The sequence below is a fragment of the Nitrospira sp. genome, assembly GCA_024760545.1.
Classification (GTDB): domain Bacteria; phylum Nitrospirota; class Nitrospiria; order Nitrospirales; family Nitrospiraceae; genus Nitrospira_D.
In genome coordinates, this window is record CP060501.1 from 3,701,153 (window position 1) to 3,722,046 (window position 20,894).

Genomic DNA, 20,894 nt, shown 5'->3' on the forward strand with positions numbered 1-20,894 from the left:
TTAATAACTCTCTTGTGCTATCTTTCGATCCTGTGTAGAAGGGTAGGTCTGCGTATACAGTGCTAAGCCTGCTCCTACAGAGATTATGGTTTTTGGTGGTTCCTCACTTGTTCTTCAAGTACGTCGGGGAGCTTGTGAAACCACTTGACAGACCGATCCACATGTTGATTTCAATCCAGAAGGAATGCATATGTGAAGTGCGAAGGTGAGAGCGAGACGTCTAAGATTGTTTGCCTTCAACGAACCGACAAGTATCTATTGTTCAGTTAAGGGAGGATCTCTATGAAAGACGCTGTTACGGAATTGTGGGCGTTCATGAGGGAGCGAAAAAAATTCTGGCTATTGCCGATCCTAGTGGTTCTGCTTTTGTTCGGTACATTGATTGTGTTGACGCAGGGTTCAGCTGTCGCTCCTTTTATCTATACGTTATTCTAATGCAGGGGGAGGGGTACGCCTAGGAAACCATCTGTCGTCTGAGGAAAACTGTGCAACAAGAAGAAAGCCGGATTCAGGATGTGTATGAGCGACGTCGGAGCGAAAAAACAGCTCTATTCGTTGTTTTGACCGACTGGAGAAAGTAACGACATCTGTCATCATAATCGGCCGCGTGCTCAATGAATGTTGAGCTCGAATTCTTTTGCATCCCTTCACTTCTGAATCTCCAACAACGCCAGGTTGATTTATTTGGGAATTGCCTTTTCGTTTCTCACTTCTGACCATGCTCTTCAACTCCTTTGATTTTGTCCTGTTCTTTGTCGTTGTGACCAGTGCGTATTTTGTATTACCGCACAGGCTTCGCTGGCTGCTGTTGCTAACAGCCAGCTGTTTCTTCTACATGGCATTCATTCCCATCTATATTCTCGTCTTGTTCACGACGATCCTCATCGACTACTTCGCAGGAATCTGGATCGAGGACACAGAAAATCCTCACAAGAAACGTCTATACATGCTTATGAGCATCATCTCAGTCTGCATCGTGTTGTTCTTTTTTAAGTATTTTAATTTTTTCAATGAAAACATCGCCGCTTTCGCTTCAGCCTTCCACTGGAACTATCCCATTGAATCCCTCCGGATCATCTTGCCGATTGGCCTTTCATTCCACACCTTTCAGAGCCTGAGCTATGTGATCGAGGTCTATCGTGGCAGGCAACGCGCGGAGCGGCACTTTGGAATCTATTCCCTATACGTGATGTATTTCCCCCAATTAGTTGCCGGTCCCATCGAGCGCCCCCAAAACATGCTGCACCAGTTCCACGAGCGAAAGGTGTTCGACTGGGCGCGTCTTGGAGACGGTCTCTCCCTGGTGCTTTGGGGGTTGTTCAAGAAGGTGGTCGTTGCTGACAACCTTGCATTGTACGTTGACACTGTCTATAACTCGAGTAGTCACCACACCGGCACGAGCCTCCTGCTTGCTACGTACTTTTTTGCCATCCAGATCTACTCCGACTTTTCGGGGTATTCTGACATTGCGCGGGGTGTCTCACGCGTTTATGGTATCGAACTCATGAAAAACTTCGAGACCCCGTACTTCTCAACCTCCATTCCCGAGTTTTGGTCTCGTTGGCACATCTCTCTTTCCACATGGTTCAGGGATTACGTCTATATTCCTCTGGGGGGCAATCGAGTTTCACTGCCTCGGAACATCTTCAATCTCTTCGTGGTGTTTCTCTTGAGCGGTTTCTGGCATGGTGCGAATTGGACCTTTATTGTCTGGGGTGGACTCCACGGCCTGTACTTGATCGTCTATCGTCTAGCTGAGCGAGTGACTCGCCGCCTATCATCTAGCACGCAACAGCACAAACCGATTCTCGTGCTTCGAGTGGTCAAAGTGATTGTGACCTTCCATCTTGTTGTGTTGGCATGGGTATTCTTTCGAGCCGATAGCCTTGAAACTGCAGTGCAGATTCTTCAGAAGATCGCACTGGATCACGGGTCGTTATTCTGGGATCCGACCATCATTCCACAGGCCCTGTGCGCAACGGCCGCGCTTTTCTTTCTGGACCTGTTCAATCGGAGAACAGGCTATTGGGCCAAGCCGGAGTCTTTTCACCTTGGGTTCAAAATGGCCTATGCGGTCGTGCTGTTTTTCGGTGTAGTCCTATTCGGCATGGACAGCGGATCTCAGTTCATATACTTCCAGTTCTAAGCGAGAGGCCCATGAGGCGATTCCTGCTTATCGCTGTGCTTGTCATTGGTTTAGATCAAACGATCGGCTTCTTGCTAAATAGGCTGTACTTGCAGACTACTACTGGTGAAAATGGAGGGGCTATCAATGGCGTTCTTCGCAGAAACCCTGACGTGCTTGTACTCGGTTCTTCAAGGGCGAAACACCATGTGATGCCAGCCATTCTGCAAGAAAGGCTGTCCGCCTCGGTCTTCAATGCAGGAATCGATGGCCATGGCTTTCTTTATGCGATCATGCTGCTTGATCTCTGGACGCACTCCCATGCTCCTCCCAAGGCAATTCTTCTTCATGTCGATCCCACATCTCTGACGTACTCCGAAGAAGAACTTGCGAGGACAAGCGTCTTTTCCGGACACTTCGGTCATAGTGATCGCGTTCGCAGTATCCTGTTGATGCGCGGGAAATATGAATGGCTCAAGTACCTTTCATCTTCCTACCGCTTCAATGGCAAAGTTCTCCCCATCATTAAGAATCTGACCACGCGCCAGGATGATACATTTGACGGATTCATTGGGCTCGAAGGTTCGCTGGAGTCTGGGGCAATCCCCGGCGCAGATTCTCGTGAAAGCTTGAGCGAGTATTCGGCCACATTCTGGGACCTAAAACTTGATTACCTCTCTGAACTTGCTCGATATTGCAAGATGAACGGAACACGGCTCATCCTGTTCCATAGCCCCCGCTTTCAGGAGGATCCGACAGCTTTGGCTGCTTGGTCCCAGCGGCTCTCTGCCTTACATTTATCCTATGACGGAGTGGAGTTCCTTGATCTTTCGGAACGCACACATAAGCTCCTTGCAGGACGGCCTGGGCTCTTTAAGGACATTGCCCACCTGAATGCCAAGGGAGCCGAGGTGTTTTCAACGCTTCTGGCGGAAGAGGTTGGCAATCGAATCGGCGGACCAATTTCTGGGGGGATAGGATCTAAGTCAAAGTCATATGATCATACATCATCATAAGCCGGTCGCTTTCAGTTGTTGTCCATACATTGTTTTTAGACCAGTATTGGCCTTGCGAAGTACATTGAGATACCTGCTTACCATCAGACACTAGATCGTCCGGGGTACCCCCAAAATCTATACTGGTAAAGAATGGGGTTAACTTGCAGTGATTTTAGTTGAAGGAGGAGGATTATGGGTGGATTTATTACGGAACTGTGGGCGTTCATGAAGGAACGAAAAAAATTCTGGCTGTTGCCAATCTTGGTGGTTCTACTTTTGTTCGGCACATTGATTGTGTTGACGCAGGGTTCAGCTGTCGCTCCCTTTATCTATACGTTATTCTAAGGCAGGAGGAGCCTATTCCTGGTTACTCTGCCAATTACTCGAACGACTCAAGGTGTTCAACACTCACTATTTGGCTCTCATTCGCAGGTAGATCGCTGAGCGGACGGGTCATAGGGCTCCAACGGCAGCCCCTGTGATCCGGTGTTTTGCAGAGAAGGCTTCTAAAACATGGGACTCTGTGATGAAATGCTGGTACGTTGTCGGGTGACGAGCATTGGTACCGCCTCGCCAAACAAGACCATCGACGTTCCACCCCTTATGCTGCTGCAACGAAACACATTGTTTGGGGGTTTCAGACCAAGAGCCTAAGGCGTACTGTCTTTCAGGCCGACACTGGAGGTTGCCGGTCGAACACATATGAAATCGGGTTGAACATAGCCACGGCAAGGTTCAGAATATTGGATTCCATCTCGTGGGGTCAGTCCGTTTATTGATGCAGGAGGAAGAAAAGCATGATTGGTGATGCATCAGGCAGCGTTAAAGTGGCAGTCGTTGGAGCCGGTTATTGGGGGAAAAACTTGGTGCGTAACTTCTCTGGTCTGAACTCACTGGGAGCCATCTGCGACAGCGAGGCCGAACGGTTGGAATCTTTCAAGCAGCCGTATCCCGGAGTCAAGTTGTTCAGAGCGTATTCGGATGTGTTGAGAGATAACACGATTCGCGCAGTGGCGATTGCCACACCGGCGGAAGGACATGCCGATTCCGTGAGAGAGGCGCTGCTGGCGGGCAAGGATGTGTTCGTAGAGAAGCCGCTCTGTCTATCAGTCCAAGAAGGCGCAGAACTCGTTGCCTTGGCCAAGAAAAACCAGCGCATTCTCATGGTGGGCCACCTCCTCTGGTATCATCCGGCGGTCCTGAAACTGAAGGAACTGATTCGTGCGGGTGACTTAGGGCGTATTCAGTACATCTATTCGAACCGTTTGAATCTCGGCAAGATTCGGCGGGAAGAAAACATTCTCTGGAGTTTCGCGCCACATGATATCTCCGTGATCCTCGGATTGTTGAACGAAACACCCGATATGGTCAGGGCGCAGGGTGGAAATTATCTTCACCAACAGATCGCCGATGTCACCATCAGTCTTCTGTCGTTTCCAAGCGGCGTCAAGGCCCATATTTTTGTCTCCTGGCTGCACCCGTTCAAAGAGCAGAAATTGATCGTGGTGGGTGATCGGCAAATGGCGGTCTTCGATGACTTGGAGAAAAAGGATAAGCTGCTCCTCTATCCGCATTCAATCGACTGGAAGGACAATCTTCCGATCGCAAACAAGGCGGATGCCCATCCGATTGAACTGGATCAGGGAGAGCCTCTGCGAGCTGAATGTCAGCATTTCCTGGAGTGTGTGGCCACGCGGGCCAAGCCGAGAACAGACGGTGAGGAAGGGCTGCGCGTGTTATCCGTTCTGCAGCGATGTCAGGAAGCACTCGAACAGGTCGCACCTTACCCGACCCCGTCCACGATCCGGACGGACAGCCCCTACTTCGCTCATGAATCGGCCTTCGTTGATGACGGCGTGGAGATCGGCGAGGGAACGAGCATCTGGCACACATCACATATCCTTAAAGGATCGCGTATCGGTAAGAACTGTAAGATCGGCCAGAATGTTGTCGTCGGTCCTCATGCCACTGTCGGCAACAATGTCAAGATTCAGAACAATGTGTCTGTCTATGAAGGTGTGACACTCGAAGATCACGTTTTTTGCGGCCCATCGATGGTGTTTACCAACGTCTTTAATCCTCGAAGCGAGATCCCGCGGATGAAGGAGCTCAAACAAACCCTTGTACGGCGAGGAGCCACGCTGGGAGCGAATTCGACCATCCTGTGCGGCATTACGATCGGGCGATATGCCTTCATCGGAGCGGGGGCAGTTGTGACCAAAGATGTGCCGGATCATGCGCTCGTGGTCGGCAATCCTGGTCGGATCACGGGTTGGATGTGTGTGTGCGGAGTCAAGCTCCGCGTCGATGACGAGAAGGCCGCCTGTCCGACCTGTGGACAGCACTATCGAGCCGAGCGGACTGGGATGGCTGCAGTCTAAGAAAGGAGAATTTCATGGGTGTTCCGTTACTTGACTTAAAGGCACATCACGAACCGCTGCACAAAGAGATTATGGCGGCGTTGGAACAGACTTTTCGGAGTCAAGCGTTTATCCTGGGACCTGAGGTGGGCAAGCTGGAGGAGCGGGTTGCCGCCTATTGCCAGTCCAAATACGGTATCGGTGTGACCTCAGGAACCGACGCGCTCCTGGTCGCTCTCATGGCTCTCGGTGTGGGTCCTGGTGACGAGGTCATTACCACCCCCTATTCATTCTTCGCAACGGCCGGGGCTGTCGTGCGGCTCGGAGGCAAGCCGGTACTCGTGGATATCGATTCCACGACCTACAATCTCGACCCAGCCAAGCTTGACTCGGCGGTGACAACCAAGACCAAAGCCATCATTCCGGTCCATCTCTACGGGCAATGTGCCGATATGGCGCCGATCATGGATGTCGCCAGACAGCACAATTTGGGCGTCATCGAAGATGCAGCACAAGCTATCGGCTCGGAGTACCGAGATGGCCGACGGGCCTGCAGTATGGGTACGATCGGTTGCCTCTCGTTTTTTCCGAGCAAGAATCTAGGGTGTTTGGGTGATGGGGGAATGGCTGTGACCAACGACCCGGATCTCGCAGAGCGGATGCGAGTCCTGCGCGTCCACGGGAGTAAGCCGAAGTATTACCATAAATTAATCGGAGGAAACTTCCGGCTCGATACGATTCAGGCCGCGGTTCTGAACGTCAAGCTCAATTATCTCGATGGATGGACCAAACGACGGCAAGAGAATGCCACCAGGTATGAGGCGCTATTTCAGCAGAGTGGTCTCGTGCAGAAGGGGAACGTGCGATTGCCGGAGGCCCTGTATCGGGCCTCGAACGCGAAGCATTATCACATTTACAATCAATTCGTGCTCCGCGTGGAGCGGCGAGACGATCTCATGGCATATCTGAAACAGAAAGGGATCGGGGCGGAGATCTACTACCCGGTTCCCTTCCATTTACAAGAATGCTTCCGATACCTGGGTTACAAAGAGGGAGACTTCCCTGAATCCGAAGGGGCAGCGAAAGAGACCGTCGCGATTCCGATCTACCCAGAGTTGACGGCAGAACAGCAGTCTGAGGTTGTCGAGGTTATCGCTGCGTTCTACCGATAAGTTCGGCGGAATGTTCAACACAATCCGGAGAAAGGGATCATGAGTAATATCCTTGGTATCTCGGCCTTCTACCACGATAGTGCGGCGTGTCTCGTTCGTGATGGAGACATTATCGCGGCTGCTCAGGAAGAACGGTTTACCAGAAAAAAACATGATCCGGGGTTCCCTGCTCATGCGGTCAACTACTGTTTGGCAGAAGGGGGGATCTCGCTGGCTGATCTCCAGTACATCGTCTTTTATGATAAGCCGCTCGTGAAATTTGAGCGGTTGATCGAAACCTACCTGGCTTTTGCTCCGAAAGGGCTTCAGTCGTTTGTCGCGGCGATGCCGGTGTGGTTGAAAGAAAAGCTGCTGCTCCGGAATCTGCTGGCGAAGGAATTCACCGCTCTGGTTCCGGGGATGAAGCAGTCGGAACTTCCCCCTCTGTTATTCGGCGAGCACCATGAATCGCATGCGGCTTCCGCCTTCTATCCGTCGCCCTATGACAAAGCGGTCGTGCTCTGCATGGACGGAGTAGGGGAATGGGCGACGACGTCCGCATGGCTCGGTGACGGAAACTCCTTGACGCCGCTCTGGGAAATTCCTTTCCCTCATTCTCTCGGGCTTCTCTATTCAGCCTTCACGTACTACACAGGGTTCAAGGTCAATTCGGGTGAGTACAAGGTGATGGGGCTGGCGCCCTATGGCGAGCCCAAGTTCGTCAAAGCGATTTATGATCATGTGCTCGATCTCAAACCCGACGGGACATTTCGTTTGAACATGGATTATTTCAACTATTGCACCGGATTGACCATGACGGGGGATAAGTTCGATGACTTGTTCGGCGGGCCTCCCAGAAAGCAAGAAAGTAAACTCACCCAGCGAGAAATGGACCTCGCCCGATCGATCCAGGAGGTGACGGAAGAAGTGATGCTTCGCGTGACCAAGACGCTTCACCGTGAAACCGGAGTCGAGTATCTCTGCATGGCCGGCGGTGTGGCGCTCAATTGCGTGGGGAATGGTCGGATCCTACGTGAAGGCCCTTTCAAGGGCATCTGGATTCAGCCGGCAGCCGGGGATGCGGGTGGAGCGCTCGGTGCCGCGCTAACCGCGTGGCATCAATACGAGAATCAGCCGAGGCATGCCACCGGCGTTGATAAGATGAAGGGGAGTTATCTGGGCCCAAAACATACCACTGCCGAAATTGAACAGTTTCTCAAGCAAGCCGATGCCCCATATGACCTGCTCGATGACGAGGCGCTCTTCGATCGTGTGGCGAAGGATCTTGCCGACGGGAAGGTGGTGGGATGGTTGCAAGGTCGAATGGAGTTCGGTCCGCGCGCCCTCGGCGGTCGAAGCATCCTCGGCGATGCCCGCAATACCAAGATGCAGTCCGTGATGAACCTGAAGATCAAGTATCGCGAATCGTTTCGTCCATTCGCTCCTTCGGTTTTGCGGGAGCACGTGTCGGATTTCTTTGAGATGAACGCCGATAGCCCCTACATGCTGCTGGTGGCGCCGGTCACGGAGAAACGACGGCTCCCTTTGCCTGCTGAACATGCCGGACTCTGGGGTATTGACCTGCTGAATGTTCCGCGGTCGGATATTCCTGCGGTCACTCACCTGGATTATTCCGCGAGGATTCAGACCGTTCATGAGGAGACCAATCCCCGCTATTACCGGCTCCTCAAGGCGTTTGGAGCACAGACAGGCTACCCTGTTCTGGTGAATACATCCTTCAATGTTCGAGGAGAGCCGATCGTGAGCACACCGGAGGATGCCTATCGGTGCTTCATGCGAACAGAAATGGACGTACTCGTGCTGGAGAACTGCGTCCTGTATAAGTCACAGCAAAAACCTTTGACGAATGATACGAACTGGCAAAAAGAATTCGAGCTCGATTAGGAGATTGCGAAATGAAACCACAAAGTCAGCAGCCCACCCCCAAAGATCTCCGGCAGTTCGGTCTCCTGGTTGGAGGCGTATTTGCGGTGATTGGATTGTGGCCCATCGTGTTTCGAAGCGAGCCGCCTCGTCTCTGGGCAGTGATTCTCGGCAGCCTCCTCATGGTTTTGGGTGCAGTTGTCCCGCAGAGTCTGAAACAGGTTCATGGTGGATGGATGAAGATCGGCCACGTGCTTGGCTCGATCAACACGAGGATCATACTCGGAATTATTTATTATCTGCTCATTACCCCGATGGGTCTTGCGATGCGTCTGATGGGCAAAGATTCCATGCACCGCGTCCTCGCGCGAGATGCCGACACCTATCGCATCTTACGAGCCCCTAGGCCTCGCCATCATATGCGAAATCAGTTTTAGGATAGCTGAAGAATTCGGTAGCCTCGGACGCTAACGATAACTGATGGGGCAGATCGCTCAGGAATGAGTCGTTTTCCATACGACCAAGTGCCAATTCGGCTCTGAGTCGGCCGCTACGTGGTTCAATAGAGCCGTTCTCCACGGATTTGCCAGGCGCTGAACGAAGTGGAGTTGAACGCTTCGCCCAGAGACTCAATCTTCCCATGCTCGAGAGTGAAATTCCGTCCCATGGTCGACCGTGATGAAGCAGAGACCCAGCTCCTCACAGGATATGTGATCCAATATCTGGCTTATGGTCTTGCCCAGGGATCTGACGCATGCACGACCCGCATGCGCAGCCGCAACGCCGTTTGATTCTTGCCCGTGCTCTTTCGATACCACGAGGCGCGTTTGAACTGCGCCAGGTGACTGGTCCGCGTAAGACTTACCGAAAAGGTATAGCGAAATCGGTGAGCAATTCCCAGAGACGAGCGGATCGTGTTCGCGTGCAGCCTCTGGAACAGGGAACTAGCCTTTTAGGATGATGGCCGTCAAAGCGCCGCGTCGCTTGACCGCCCACCGTTCAACGGGTTTGAAACCTTCTTGAGCCATCGCCACCTCCTCGGTCCATGTCAGGACTTTGTCGTAAAGGTGGTCTCAATTTCAAGGGGAGCAGTATAAAACAGCACTCCATTCTGTAGGGGGCCATCTCAGCGCGTGAGAGCCCTTCTTCACGGATGGAATCTAGACGGCCACTCGACTCTCACTGGCAGAATAATCCAGCATATAGCTTGGAAGTGAATTTGACGCGACACCATTGAGGACCACATGGATGGGCTTGGCCGCACGCAAAGACCTCAGTGCCTGGGTAACCGCTTGCTTAGACGTCAGGTTTGCCCTCACCACAAGGAGGAGGAGATCACTATGACTTTCCAGCACGTTCATCGTCGCTACCGGTAGAATTGGCGGGGCATTCAGTAAGATATAATCAAATTCTTCCCGCAGTTGTGACAGGACACGATTGAGCTGACCTGCTCGCAATAGTTCGTTGGAATCTTCTACAGACTCGCCGGCAGGCATAATCCAACAGGGGACATCGGCAAAGGGACTCATGGCCTGTTGCAGGGGAATGTCGCTTCTCAGGCAATCGACTAGCCCATACTTGATCGGGGTTTCCAGAAAGGCCGTCAGTTCGGGAAAGACGAAGTCACAATCCAGTAGGAGTACTCGTCTCCCAAAGTCTCGCGAAAGCGTGTAGCCGAGATTAATGACGGTCGTCGTTTTCCCTTCGCCTTTGATGGCGCTTGTCACAGCCGCAACCATCGGTTCCCCCGATGTGTTGAGCAGCTGTAACCGCGCAGCCGCGACCCGATACTGCTCAGCGGCCATAGAACGCGGGAACATCTTTGTCACAAATCTCTTGTCGATTTCGTGCAAACCCGACCGCTCAACCAATGGTTGCTTGTTCAGCACAACTTCCGATCGCGAGCTCAGGGGCATACTCAGCGGCCGTTTGGACAGAACGGAGTTGCCCCAATACTGTGGGTCAGTGACCGGCCGCCACAATGATGAGAAGTCAGGAATAGCTGCCAATAACCTCGGACCGGCAAGAAGCAGTTCCACATCTTCCGGGCCTCGGAACTGCGGAGTGAGTCGTTCGCGCAATATGGACAGCCCTGCTCCAGAAACACACCCCAAAAGAAGCCCCAATGCCAAGACCTTCAATTTGTTTGGAATGACCGGAGCCTGAGGGAAACTGGCACGCTCTAGGACGCGAAATTTCCCGTCCTTCTGTCGCTTTTCCATATTCTCTTGAACTCGCGTATGCAGCCGCTTATCAAGAAGCATCGCGTAATTGGCTTTCATATTGTTGTAGTCGCGTTCGAGGACCAGTAGCTCCTGCTCAACCTGAGGCGATCGCTCCAAACGCTTTTCAAAATCTCTCTTGCCGGCATGCAACAGCTCGAGACGTCGTTGGAGCAGCGATATCTCGGTTCGTTCCTCACTCTGTAGTCTCAACAGATCCTGAAGGTACGGATCAAGCGGCGTCTTGTCTGGCCGAACGGCATCCTTACCGTACAACCTGGTCAACTCCTCCTCCACTTGCCGTATTTCTTCCTTGGTCAAGACGATCTCTGGATAGCCGTCCCAAAACTCTGCTCTCAGCTTGACCAGTTTTTCCCGTAGCTCCCTCAACTGGCGAAACAGCGGATCAGGATCCACTGAGCGTGTTGTTGCCGCGATTCCAGAACTCTGCTGCCCGGTGGCACGGTACTGTTGCACTGCTTGACTCAGTGCGGAAAGCTTCTCGGAGTGTCGCTGAAGATTCTCGGTGCTGGCAACGATCTCTCCTTCTGTTCGGTCCAAGGCCCGGATGTTGGCATCTGCCTGCTGGGGGAGGTCGCTGATGTGAGCCTTCTTGAAGGCACTAATATTTTGTTCCTTCTTTTCCAGTTCTTGTTTCATCCAATGTAGTTCTTCATCAAGAAACTCCCCCGTGCCTTCAACCTCCTTCTCACGTTCCTTGTTATTACTCTCAATGAATTTGTTTGCAATTCGCTCTGTCACCTGCATGGCGGTTTTGGGATCCTCATGCATGAAGCTGATCACGAATCCTTCAACCATGCTTGGCCCGCTGAAGCCACCGCCTTGGTCCGTCTTGATCCGTGTGATAACCGTCTTGCCCACCAACCCGTTGAGGGCGGCACGCTCCTCATCCTCGTCGAGTCCTTCTGCATAGAGACTCAGATCTTTTGCAATCTCACGAATGAAATCCCTATTGCGGATCTGGCGTTGAATAAGAAAGAACAGCTGGTCAAAATTCTCTGCCACATCCTCCTTCTTGCCAACGCTATCGATTACCTTGCGTACCTCTGCAACAATCATCGTGTCCGATTGATAGTACTTTGTCGCAAGCAGGTAGTATGCTAAAGCCAATGTCAGAGAGAGCGCTATCGAACTGGCTATCACCCATCTGTTGCGCGAAGCGATGAGGAGATATTCGCGGGCAGTGGCCGCTCCCGTTTGTTCACCTAGCACAGTAGCATCAGTGGTTTGCATTCCTTTACTCCAAAGAAGCGCCTACCGTACAACGAGCCCAGGTACAGAGAACACGCATCAGCAGTTATTCCATCGATACATACATTATTTATTTATAGCAGCATCAATATCGGTCGAAACCGTCAAAAACTCCGCACCGGAAGCGCAAGCTTGAAACATCGGAACGATGTCCTTGAGTCGTTCGAGCACCGTATTGGTTTCATCTCGATAACTTGCTGCCTCTAGCGCAACTAGCTTTCCACGGAACTCTTCAAAGTCAAGCCGGTTGGTTGTCCGAATCTGCAAGATCTTATCTAGGGATGAGCCCACTGCCACCTCTCCTTCCCCGACCAATTCCTCGTAAAGCTTTTCTCCTGGACGAAGGCCAACGAATCGAATAGGGATGTCCTTGCCGGGAATAAATCCTGACAACCTAATGAGGCTCCGGGCGATATCCAGGACTTTGATTTGCTCCCCCATGTCAAGGATATAGATGTGACCTTGTTCGCCGATTGTCGCCGCCTGAAGAACCAACTGAACGGCTTCGGGAATAAGCATAAAGTATCGACGAATCTCCGGGTGCGTAACCGTCACTGGCCCTCCAGACCGGATTTGTTCCTGGAAGCGCAGCAACACACTCCCACTACTCCCAAGAACATTGCCAAACCGCACAAGAAGGAAACGTGTCCGACTCGTTCTCGCAATGTCTTGAATAATGAGTTCCGCCACTCGTTTGGTAGCTCCCATCACACTCGACGGGTTGACTGCCTTGTCAGTGGAGATATGGACGAATTGCTCAACTCCATAGAGACTCGCGGCTTCTGCAGTGACACGCGTGCCGACGCAGTTATTTTTTACAGCCTCAAGTGGATTCATTTCGACGAGAGGAACGTGTTTATGTGCAGCCGCATGGAACAGAATCTGGGGTTTGTATTGTTCCAATACCGTGCAGAGTCGATGCGCATCAGTAACGTCCCCAATCAGAGGGAGGATGGGAAAGGCGAGATTCCGATCATCTAACTCTTTATGAATATTGTACAGACTGTTCTCATGGCGCTCATAAAGCAGTAACATCTTGGGCTCGAATAGCGTGATTTGGCGAGCCAATTCCGAACCGATCGATCCGCCCGCACCGGTGATTAAGACGCACTTGCCTCTGACCATCTGCTTCGTTGCTTGATTGTCCAAATCTATAGGCGCGCGGGACAGAAGGTCTGGGACAGAAATATTGCGCATCTGGCTGACGGCACTTTGGTCCGTGAGAAGCTCCTCTTTGCCGGGCAGTGTTTTAATGGAGACATCATATGGCTCCAACTTGATAACGAGGTCTCGAAGGAACTCAGGTGTCGCCTCGGGGATAGCAACCACGACCACTTCGGGCTTGAGTTCTTCTACGAGTTTCGGAATGTCTCTCACGCAACCCAATACTCGGACTCCGTGGATACGCTGATTGAGAAGCCCGATATGGTCATCAACGATTCCGATCGGCTGACAGTTAAACACCGTCCGAGTTTTCATTTCCCGTACGACCCGTTCCCCTGAATCGCCTGCCCCAACGACCAGAACTTTCCGCTTCTTCTGAAAAATTGCTTTATCTCGGAGGATCCTCGATGGCAATCTCACCCCGGCAAGAAATCCGACGAGTAGAATGGCGTCGATAGCGAATATAGAGCGAGGATAACTGTGTATCTCCATTATCCAATGAACCCAACCATAAAAAACAACTGTACTTGTTAGGACCCCACCGAGGATATACTGAAGATCCCAAATACTCGTATACCTCCACAGCCCCTCGTTGAGGCCAAACAAGGCGAACGCTACCCCTCTAATGGCAATCAGCCCAATCACGGTTTGCTCGAAGAGATCAACCTCACTTGCAGGAATGCCTCCATCGTATCTCAACACAAATGCTAAATAGTTGGCCAAAACTATCAAGGCCACATCAAGCACGACAATAATTGGCCTGCGCCACCTTGTTACAAATGTCGACAGAGTAGTCCAGGGAGACGCCGAAGGAAATTCTACAGCAGCTTTTAGTTCCGGAAGCGTGAAGACTACGATCGGCAACCTAACAATGTGCAGGAGAGTTTGCATGATTATGGCGAAATCGAGTCGCAGAGACATGTGGCGAATATACAGCTTGGCCAATCGAAGTTTTTCGGGAAGGACTTTCAGCTGATATTCTTCTTCAGGGTTGGAGGAGTATGCGAGAAGGGCTGCTTCATCAATGTACCTCAAAGAGGCTAAGTCGGTAATCCCGGGACGAACGGCGAGCACCTCGGAATATTCAGCACGTAAGCGCTCAACATAACGTGGAACTTCTGGCCTTGGGCCAACAAAGCTCATATCGCCTGCGAGGACATTCAGCAGCTGAGGGAGCTCATCGAGCTTGTACTTCCGCAAAATTCGACCAACTCTCGTTATGCGAGTATCTTGTCCGACGGTAAGGGGCAGGCAGTCGCGAGGAGGATCGACAGCCATGGTTCGGAATTTTTGTATCGCAAACGGACGAAATCCTTGTCCCACACGAACCTGGCGGAAGATGACGGGTCCTCGTGAATCAATCTTGATCAAAATCGAAATGATCGCTAGAAGCGGCGACGTGATAACCAGTCCGAGAGCGGCCAAGCAGACATCAAACGCGCGTTTCATCACCGTCTGTTCCTCTCGACAAGATCACGAACGGTGTCGATGACGCGATTGATCTCGTCTTCTGTCATCTTTGAATATAACGGCAATGAAACGATTCGTTGGAACACCATACTTGAAACGGGAAAATCTTCCGGTCGGTAGCCTCCCATATCTCGGTGATAGGGATGCAGATGCAGGGGAATGAAGTGCACACTGCACCCCACCCCGGCTTGCTGCAATTGACGGATAAATTCATCGCGATTGATTCGTAAACGATCTAAGTCCAGTTGAATCACATAGAGATGCCACGCATGTTGTACATGAGAAGCTGTCTCAGGACAAATAATTTCGGGGACATCCTGAAAACCGTCCCGATACAGGGCTGCGTACCGTTCGCGTCCCTTCCAAAACCGCTCACACTTCTTCAACTGGGCCAACCCGAGCGCTGCAGCGATATCGGTTAAATTGTACTTAAAACCCGGAGAAAGTATCTCGTAATACCAAGAGCCTTGAGCAGAGTAGCGATTCCAGGCATCTCGACTGAGACCATGCAAGCTCATCATTCGCATGCGGGCAGCCCACTCAGCATTATTGGTAGTAATCATTCCTCCTTCGCCAGTGGTGATGTTTTTCGTTGCGTAGAACGAAAAACAAGTGGCGTCAGAGATACCGCCGATCATCTTGCCGTGATATCGCGCCGGCAAGGCGTGCGCCGCATCTTCAATTACATGTAGGTTATGTGCCCGTGCTATCGTGTGAATTGGTTTGAGGTCGCACGGATGCCCAGCAAAATGGACGGGGATAATCGCTCTCGTCTTATTCGTGATGGCCGATTCGATGCGATCCGTATCCAGATTCAGCGTATCTTGCATGCAATCGATCAGAACCGGTCGTGCATTGAAGTAGGTGACTACCTCGGCCGTTGCGGCAAAGGTCATGGTCGGAACCAATACCTCATCTCCTTCACTGACGCCGGCTGCTTCAAGGGCGAGATGAAGTGCGGCCGTGCAGGAATTAACTGCGATTGCGTGTTCAGCTCCAACCATCGCGGCGAATTCTCGCTCAAATTCTCTAACCTTTGGGCCGGTCGTCAGCCATCCTGACCGGAGGACATCCACAACTTCAGATACCTCCTCTTCACCCACGTCAGACCTATGAAACGGCAAAAAGTCTTTCATCCACAGATCTCCTTTAGGTGTTGGGGAACTTGCTCACGAGTTCTACACTTTCCCACAACTGCTGGAAATCACAACCCACCTTTGGAGGGGGCTACGATAGAGCTGTCTTATGAAAATGCAGATCAAAGTAGGAAGCAATTTTATAACAATGGAACGACCTAAGGCTATCGGAAGGCGTAGAATTAAAATTTTATAATTCTGCGGGGTTCTACCTGGCGCTGCTCAGAAACGGGAACGCTGTAAGCTGGAAACTCGGTGCTTTTGTAGACTCCCCCGTCAAGGACACTTCTAAGAGACAATTTCTGGCTTCACATTGAGCCCGAGACATGGCAGGGGGGAGGCCTACCAACGCGTCATGAGGCCGCGCCTCGTTGCCACTCTGTAACCACTCTGCACTGATCTCTTGGACCTGATCCAGCGACTCGAACACATATGGCATTGAGCACTTCCATGCGAAACGTACGGTTGAATCGTTCATCGAATGCATTCTGATCCGGCTTCCTCGGCTTGATGTACTGCGGCTCAACCCCGTCCCTTTTTGCTGGTCCGGACTTGTGAGAGGTAGTCAGGTTTATACAGGAACCTACGCCAAAATAGACTCCAGCAATATCAATAATATCCTGGCATCGATCCCATTGAAAATTCAATTTATTCATTCTACATTAAGCAATTGCATCATAAAGTATCAACTATCACTTTATGTGTACAATTATGAGAGCAAAACGCTTCTCCTTCCCAACTGAGGCCATCTCCCTCGGAACACCACCCAGAGATTCGCTTTCCCTCAAAACCAATAGAATCCTCTTCATTTAGCCCTCAAGATCGGCAAGATCTTTGTCTCCCTTTGCAAGGGCATTCAACTTGCTCAACTCTGGGCCTAGCCTTGTGTCTTACATTAACGACAGGTCGCAGTCTATTTGGAGGATTCCCGACAATGCGCCAGAATATTCAGCGATTGTTATTCCTCGTCGCCGGCCTCGGCGCGTTCCAGGTGATTTTTGAGTCCGCGATTTTATCAATACAACCAGTCTTAGCGGCGGATGATGGACGTACGATCATGGTCCAGCAGGGCACTACTCAGGGGAGATTTAGTGATTCTCGCCCAATCGACGGTAGAGCGATATCGGGAGTGTCCGCGCCTACGAGTACAGCACCCACCCCTCACAGTCTCCTCAAAAAACCCGTACCTCAACCGCAGGCGGAGATAAGCCGTGCTACACCACCGGCCCCTTTAACGACTCCTGTCGGGGTTTCACAGTCCGTATCTCAGAACTCGCAGGCGACTGTCACGTCTCCACTCAGTTCAAGTCCAAGCGTGACTGCTGCCAAGGATACCTCAGCACCCGTAGGATCATCTGTATCTGCTCCGGCCACCTCTAGTGCGAATGCGATGGCGGCACCATCGCCTAATCCCCTTCTCAAGCAGTCTCCAGCCCCTATGCGGCGGCTGATGTCTACGATGCCGGAATTGACGCAACTTGCCCCTCCGCCCACACCTATTCCGCCTCCACCGACACCCGGTCCTTCCATGGCAATAAGCTCCACGAGCTTTTCTTTCAATGCACAGCAAGGCCAAGGCAATCCGCCAGCTCAAATCGTCACCGTTACCAACAGCGGCGGTGGAACATTAAACTGGAGTGCCACCGCTAATATGGGATGGTTAACTTTGAGTCCAGCTTCTGGCATGGGCAATGGTATGGTCACATTGACCGTTACCACCGGCGCCCTGACAGCGGGGACCCACACGGCAGCAATCACGCTGAGTGCCTCGGGGGCACCCAGCGTGTCGATCCCAGTGACCTTTACCGTGACTCCGGCGCCCGTGCCGCCGGCGATCGGGACCGGCCCCAACAGCCTGTCGTTTACCGCGCAGCAAGGGAGCGGGAATCCCGCAGCCCAAACCCTGAGCATCAGCAACACGGGCGGGGGCACCCTGACGTGGAGTGCGAGCGACAATGCGGCCTGGTTGGTCCTGTCGCCGGCCTCCGGCACCGGCCCGGGGGCGCTGACCGTGAGTGCGGCTACTGGGTCGCTGACAGCGGGGACCCACACGGCGGCGATCACCCTGAGTGCCTCGGGGGCACCCAGCGTGTCGATCCCAGTGACCTTTACCGTGACTCCGGCGCCCGTGCCGCCGGCGATCGGGACCGGCCCCAACAGCCTGTCGTTTACCGCGCAGCAAGGGAGCGGGAATCCCGCGGCCCAAACCCTGAGCATCAGCAACACGGGGGGAGGCACCCTGACGTGGAGTGCGAGCGACAATGCGGCCTGGTTGGTCCTGTCGCCGGCCTCCGGCACCGGCCCGGGGGCGCTGACCGTGAGTGCGGCTACTGGGTCGCTGACAGCGGGGACCCACACGGCGGCGATCACCCTGAGTGCCTCGGGGGCACCCAGCGTGTCGATCCCAGTGACCTTTACCGTGACTCCGGCACCGACCTCGATCACACTAAACCCTTCGTCACTGACCTATACAGGCGTGTCGGGCGGCTCTAATCCATCCAGCCAGTCTGTGGCCATCACCTCGAACGGGAGTTGGACGGCCAGCGACAATGCGGCCTGGCTCACGCTAAGTCCGACCTCGGGTTCGGGCGATGGAAACATCTCGGCGGGCGTTAATTTAGGGAACGTTCCGGTCGGAACAAATACCGGCACTATCACTGTGACCAGTGGAGGCACCACAAAAACTATTAGTGTGTCCTTAACGGTTTCTGCCGCTTCATTGACGGTATCGTCCAATAACCTCGCCTTTACGGCAACTCAGGGAGCCGCAAACCCTGCGGCCCAGACGATCACCCTGGGTTCAAACGGAACGTGGACTGCGAGTGACGATGCCGCCTGGCTGTCGATCAGTCCGACCTCTGGATCGAAGAGTGGAAGCATTACGGCAAACGTAAACACGGCAAGCGCCACTCAGGGAAACAATTCAACCACAATTAGGCTGACCAGCGGGGGGATAACCAAAAACGTGATCGTCACTTTGACTCTGAATGCTCCATCGAGTTCTTCCGCAACTCTGACGTGGAGCGCAAATAGCGAAAAAGATTTGGCCGGATACAAAGTGTACCGAGCAACATCTTCAGGAGCCTATGGAGCTCCCATTGCCACGCTCAGAGCAGGTGTGACCACTTACCAAGCAATAGGTTTGCAATTCGGGACAACATACTTTTTTGTCGTGACGGCCTATGACGTTGCGGGAAATGAAAGCGCTTATTCGAACGAGGTCAGCAAAAGTATTTTTTGACCAGGTGAGGGCTCGTGAATGGTGGCAACGGCACGGGAGCTGAACCAAGAGCCAGGTCCAGGTGGTATCCAGACTTTTGTCTCCGGCCCCTACACCAAATCGCGAATGCGTAATCCTAGCGGACTGACTTCTGGCTTAGTTGCATCGATACCGGAATGACGTTCAAATTGGATCGAGCAACAGGCGTGTGTATTATTCATCTGCAACGTCCCGTGAACCCGCTGGATCAGTTCCTGTCCACAGGCAGGTCTTAGCCTGTCCTTCGTAAACCCTCCAAGAGCGTAGGTTTGTCTAGAGAGATCCGTGACCAGCCGCTTTGGCCAGATGTTCGCTTCCTCGAACTCCTGAGGCGACGAAGTTCACTCACGCCCAGGTGAGACCCGCTCTGCTTCCAGGTTCGATCGGCGTCAAAGATAGCTCTCGTCATGACAGGTCATCTTAGAAAGAATCAAAGATGATAAAGCCCATCTGTTCCTTGACGATCGCGGAGTCTTCTGCCATTGTTAACGTCGTTCACATCCTCTCAGACCTGGGGGTTATATGAAGAAACGACCGTCGCGTTCTATCGCTGTTGTAGGATTGGGTTATGTCGGTCTTCCGATCGCAGTGGCGTTTGGGAAGATTGCCCCAGTCGTTGGGTTTGATGTCAACAAAAAGAAAATTGACGAATTACGTAAGGGAATCGATCGGACGGGGGAAGTATCGAAAAAGGATCTGAAAGCTACGCAGGTTCGGTATACGTCAGAGCCGTCGGACCTCAAGGCTGCACAATTCATTATTGTTGCAGTTCCAACCCCTATCAATGAGGCATTGCAGCCGGATCTGACGGCGTTGCAGAAGGCATCAGAGCTGATCGGGCGGAACTTGGCTGCAGACACCATCGTGGTGTACGAATCCACTGTCTACCCCGGCGCGACGGAGGAAGTGTGTCTGCCGATTCTAGAAAGAACTTCGGGAATGAAAGCCGGCGTTGATTTCAAAATCGGGTACTCGCCGGAGCGGATCAATCCAGGGGACAAGGAACATACGCTCGAAAAGATTACGAAGGTGGTATCGGCGCAAGACCTGGAATCGCTGGATATCGTAGCGGAGACCTATGCGCTGGTGGTGAAAGCTGGTATTTATCGCGCATCAAGCATCAAGGTGGCGGAGGCGGCCAAAGTCATCGAAAATACTCAGCGAGACCTGAACATTGCGTTGATGAACGAGCTGGCACTGATTTTCCATCGACTGGGAATAGATACGACATCCGTTCTTGAAGCCGCTGGGACGAAGTGGAATTTCCTCAAGTTCTCGCCCGGCCTCGTTGGTGGTCATTGTATCGGCGTGGATCCCTATTATTTGACCTCCAAGGCGGAATCAGTGGGCTACCATCCCCAGGTCATTCTTTCTGGCCGGCGCATCAACAATGGTATGGGAAAGTTTGTGGCAGAACATACCATGAAGTTGCTCAGCCAGCTGTCACGCCCTGCGAATCAACTACGAGTAGGGGTGCTCGGTTTGACGTTCAAGGAAAATGTGCCCGATCTTCGTAACAGCAAGGTGCCCGATATCATTCATGAGCTTCGTGAATATGGGATCGAAGTGCTGGTGCATGACCCTATCGCAGAAACTGAAGAGGCAATGGCAGAGTACGGCATTCATCTCGTCGAATGGAACAAGTTGAAAGATCTCGACGGACTGATCGTGGCTGTCGCACATAAGAAGTTCGCCGATGTGAGCTTAAAGGATCTGCTCAAGCCTCTTCGGAATCGAAAACAGGGCGTCGTGATCGACGTCAAGAGCATCCTTGACCCGAGGCAAATCCCTTCTTCTCTAAAATACTGGCGTCTCTAAGGATCATCCGAGTTCATAGACAACAGAAAAGCCTA

15 protein-coding genes are annotated in these 20,894 nt (G+C 52.4%); 10 read left to right on the plus strand and 5 right to left on the minus strand.

Annotated elements, in window-relative coordinates; translation table 11 throughout:
- Positions 1 to 282 precede the first annotated feature (282 nt).
- The 8 genes from H8K03_17515 to H8K03_17550 all read left to right on the plus strand — a co-directional run bounded on the left by H8K03_17515 (position 283) and on the right by H8K03_17550 (position 8,955).
- Positions 283 to 435 (plus strand): hypothetical protein, encoded by a 153-nt coding sequence (locus H8K03_17515; protein ID UVT19567.1) that lies wholly within the window; start codon positions 283 to 285, stop codon positions 433 to 435.
- 283 nt (positions 436 to 718) lie between these two features.
- Positions 719 to 2,146 (plus strand): MBOAT family protein, encoded by a 1,428-nt coding sequence (locus H8K03_17520; protein UVT19568.1) that lies wholly within the window; start codon positions 719 to 721, stop codon positions 2,144 to 2,146.
- Between the two features lie 188 nt (positions 2,147 to 2,334).
- On the plus strand, positions 2,335 to 3,141 hold the full coding sequence (locus H8K03_17525; protein UVT19569.1) for a hypothetical protein: 807 nt from the start codon (positions 2,335 to 2,337) through the stop codon (positions 3,139 to 3,141).
- Between the two features lie 174 nt (positions 3,142 to 3,315).
- On the plus strand, positions 3,316 to 3,468 hold the full coding sequence (locus H8K03_17530; protein ID UVT19570.1) for a hypothetical protein: 153 nt from the start codon (positions 3,316 to 3,318) through the stop codon (positions 3,466 to 3,468).
- A gap of 452 nt (positions 3,469 to 3,920) precedes the next feature.
- Positions 3,921 to 5,504 carry a Gfo/Idh/MocA family oxidoreductase gene (locus H8K03_17535; GenBank protein ID UVT19571.1) on the plus strand — a complete coding sequence of 528 codons (1,584 nt, stop codon included), beginning with the start codon at positions 3,921 to 3,923 and terminating at the stop codon, positions 5,502 to 5,504.
- 14 nt (positions 5,505 to 5,518) lie between these two features.
- Complete coding sequence (locus tag H8K03_17540; GenBank protein UVT19572.1) at positions 5,519 to 6,655, plus strand: DegT/DnrJ/EryC1/StrS family aminotransferase; 1,137 nt, start codon at positions 5,519 to 5,521, stop codon at positions 6,653 to 6,655.
- 39 nt (positions 6,656 to 6,694) lie between these two features.
- Complete coding sequence (locus H8K03_17545) at positions 6,695 to 8,539, plus strand: carbamoyltransferase (protein ID UVT19573.1); 1,845 nt, start codon at positions 6,695 to 6,697, stop codon at positions 8,537 to 8,539.
- 11 nt (positions 8,540 to 8,550) lie between these two features.
- Complete coding sequence (locus H8K03_17550) at positions 8,551 to 8,955, plus strand: sxtJ (GenBank protein ID UVT19574.1); 405 nt, start codon at positions 8,551 to 8,553, stop codon at positions 8,953 to 8,955.
- A gap of 723 nt (positions 8,956 to 9,678) precedes the next feature.
- Here H8K03_17550 and H8K03_17555 read toward each other — a convergent pair.
- The 5 genes from H8K03_17555 to H8K03_17575 all read right to left on the minus strand — a co-directional run bounded on the left by H8K03_17555 (position 9,679) and on the right by H8K03_17575 (position 17,312).
- The gene (locus H8K03_17555; protein UVT19575.1) at positions 9,679 to 11,994 is read right to left on the minus strand and encodes an AAA family ATPase; all 2,316 of its coding nucleotides are present in this window, start codon (positions 11,992 to 11,994) and stop codon (positions 9,679 to 9,681) included.
- An 84-nt stretch (positions 11,995 to 12,078) separates the two neighbouring features.
- On the minus strand, positions 12,079 to 14,625 hold the full coding sequence (locus tag H8K03_17560; GenBank protein UVT19576.1) for a polysaccharide biosynthesis protein: 2,547 nt from the start codon (positions 14,623 to 14,625) through the stop codon (positions 12,079 to 12,081).
- On the minus strand, positions 14,625 to 15,782 hold the full coding sequence (locus tag H8K03_17565) for a DegT/DnrJ/EryC1/StrS family aminotransferase (protein ID UVT19577.1): 1,158 nt from the start codon (positions 15,780 to 15,782) through the stop codon (positions 14,625 to 14,627). Before H8K03_17565 ends, H8K03_17560 begins: the two co-directional genes overlap by 1 nt.
- A 208-nt stretch (positions 15,783 to 15,990) precedes the next feature.
- Positions 15,991 to 16,221 carry a hypothetical protein gene (locus H8K03_17570; GenBank protein UVT19578.1) on the minus strand — a complete coding sequence of 77 codons (231 nt, stop codon included), beginning with the start codon at positions 16,219 to 16,221 and terminating at the stop codon, positions 15,991 to 15,993.
- Positions 16,222 to 17,048: 827 nt separating this feature from the next.
- Complete coding sequence (locus H8K03_17575) at positions 17,049 to 17,312, minus strand: hypothetical protein (GenBank protein ID UVT19579.1); 264 nt, start codon at positions 17,310 to 17,312, stop codon at positions 17,049 to 17,051.
- A 136-nt stretch (positions 17,313 to 17,448) separates the two neighbouring features.
- On the opposite strand from H8K03_17575, the gene H8K03_17580 reads away from it, so the two are divergent.
- Both H8K03_17580 and H8K03_17585 read left to right on the plus strand, forming a co-directional pair.
- Positions 17,449 to 19,023, plus strand: coding sequence for a hypothetical protein (locus tag H8K03_17580; GenBank protein ID UVT19580.1), 1,575 nt, complete (start codon positions 17,449 to 17,451; stop codon positions 19,021 to 19,023).
- A 540-nt stretch (positions 19,024 to 19,563) separates the two neighbouring features.
- On the plus strand, positions 19,564 to 20,859 hold the full coding sequence (locus H8K03_17585; GenBank protein ID UVT19581.1) for a nucleotide sugar dehydrogenase: 1,296 nt from the start codon (positions 19,564 to 19,566) through the stop codon (positions 20,857 to 20,859).
- The last annotated feature ends 35 nt before the right edge of the window (positions 20,860 to 20,894 follow it).

Excerpts from the sequence above, each read along its gene's own strand:
- H8K03_17530 (UVT19570.1), top strand. The coding sequence starts at position 3,316 with ATGGGTGGATTTATTACGGAACTGTGGGCGTTCATGAAGGAACGAAAA.
- H8K03_17585 (UVT19581.1), top strand. The coding sequence starts at position 19,564 with ATGAAGAAACGACCGTCGCGTTCTATCGCTGTTGTAGGATTGGGTTAT.
- H8K03_17540 (UVT19572.1), top strand. The coding sequence starts at position 5,519 with ATGGGTGTTCCGTTACTTGACTTAAAGGCACATCACGAACCGCTGCAC.
- H8K03_17560 (UVT19576.1), bottom strand. The coding sequence starts at position 14,625 with ATGAAACGCGCGTTTGATGTCTGCTTGGCCGCTCTCGGACTGGTTATC.
- H8K03_17545 (UVT19573.1), top strand. The coding sequence starts at position 6,695 with ATGAGTAATATCCTTGGTATCTCGGCCTTCTACCACGATAGTGCGGCG.
- H8K03_17555 (UVT19575.1), bottom strand. The coding sequence starts at position 11,994 with ATGCAAACCACTGATGCTACTGTGCTAGGTGAACAAACGGGAGCGGCC.
- H8K03_17565 (UVT19577.1), bottom strand. The coding sequence starts at position 15,782 with ATGAAAGACTTTTTGCCGTTTCATAGGTCTGACGTGGGTGAAGAGGAG.
- H8K03_17575 (UVT19579.1), bottom strand. The coding sequence starts at position 17,312 with ATGGAAGGACCGGGTGTCGGTGGAGGCGGAATAGGTGTGGGCGGAGGG.
- H8K03_17535 (UVT19571.1), top strand. The coding sequence starts at position 3,921 with ATGATTGGTGATGCATCAGGCAGCGTTAAAGTGGCAGTCGTTGGAGCC.
- H8K03_17515 (UVT19567.1), top strand. The coding sequence starts at position 283 with ATGAAAGACGCTGTTACGGAATTGTGGGCGTTCATGAGGGAGCGAAAA.
- H8K03_17520 (UVT19568.1), top strand. The coding sequence starts at position 719 with ATGCTCTTCAACTCCTTTGATTTTGTCCTGTTCTTTGTCGTTGTGACC.
- H8K03_17570 (UVT19578.1), bottom strand. The coding sequence starts at position 16,221 with ATGCCATATGTGTTCGAGTCGCTGGATCAGGTCCAAGAGATCAGTGCA.
- H8K03_17550 (UVT19574.1), top strand. The coding sequence starts at position 8,551 with ATGAAACCACAAAGTCAGCAGCCCACCCCCAAAGATCTCCGGCAGTTC.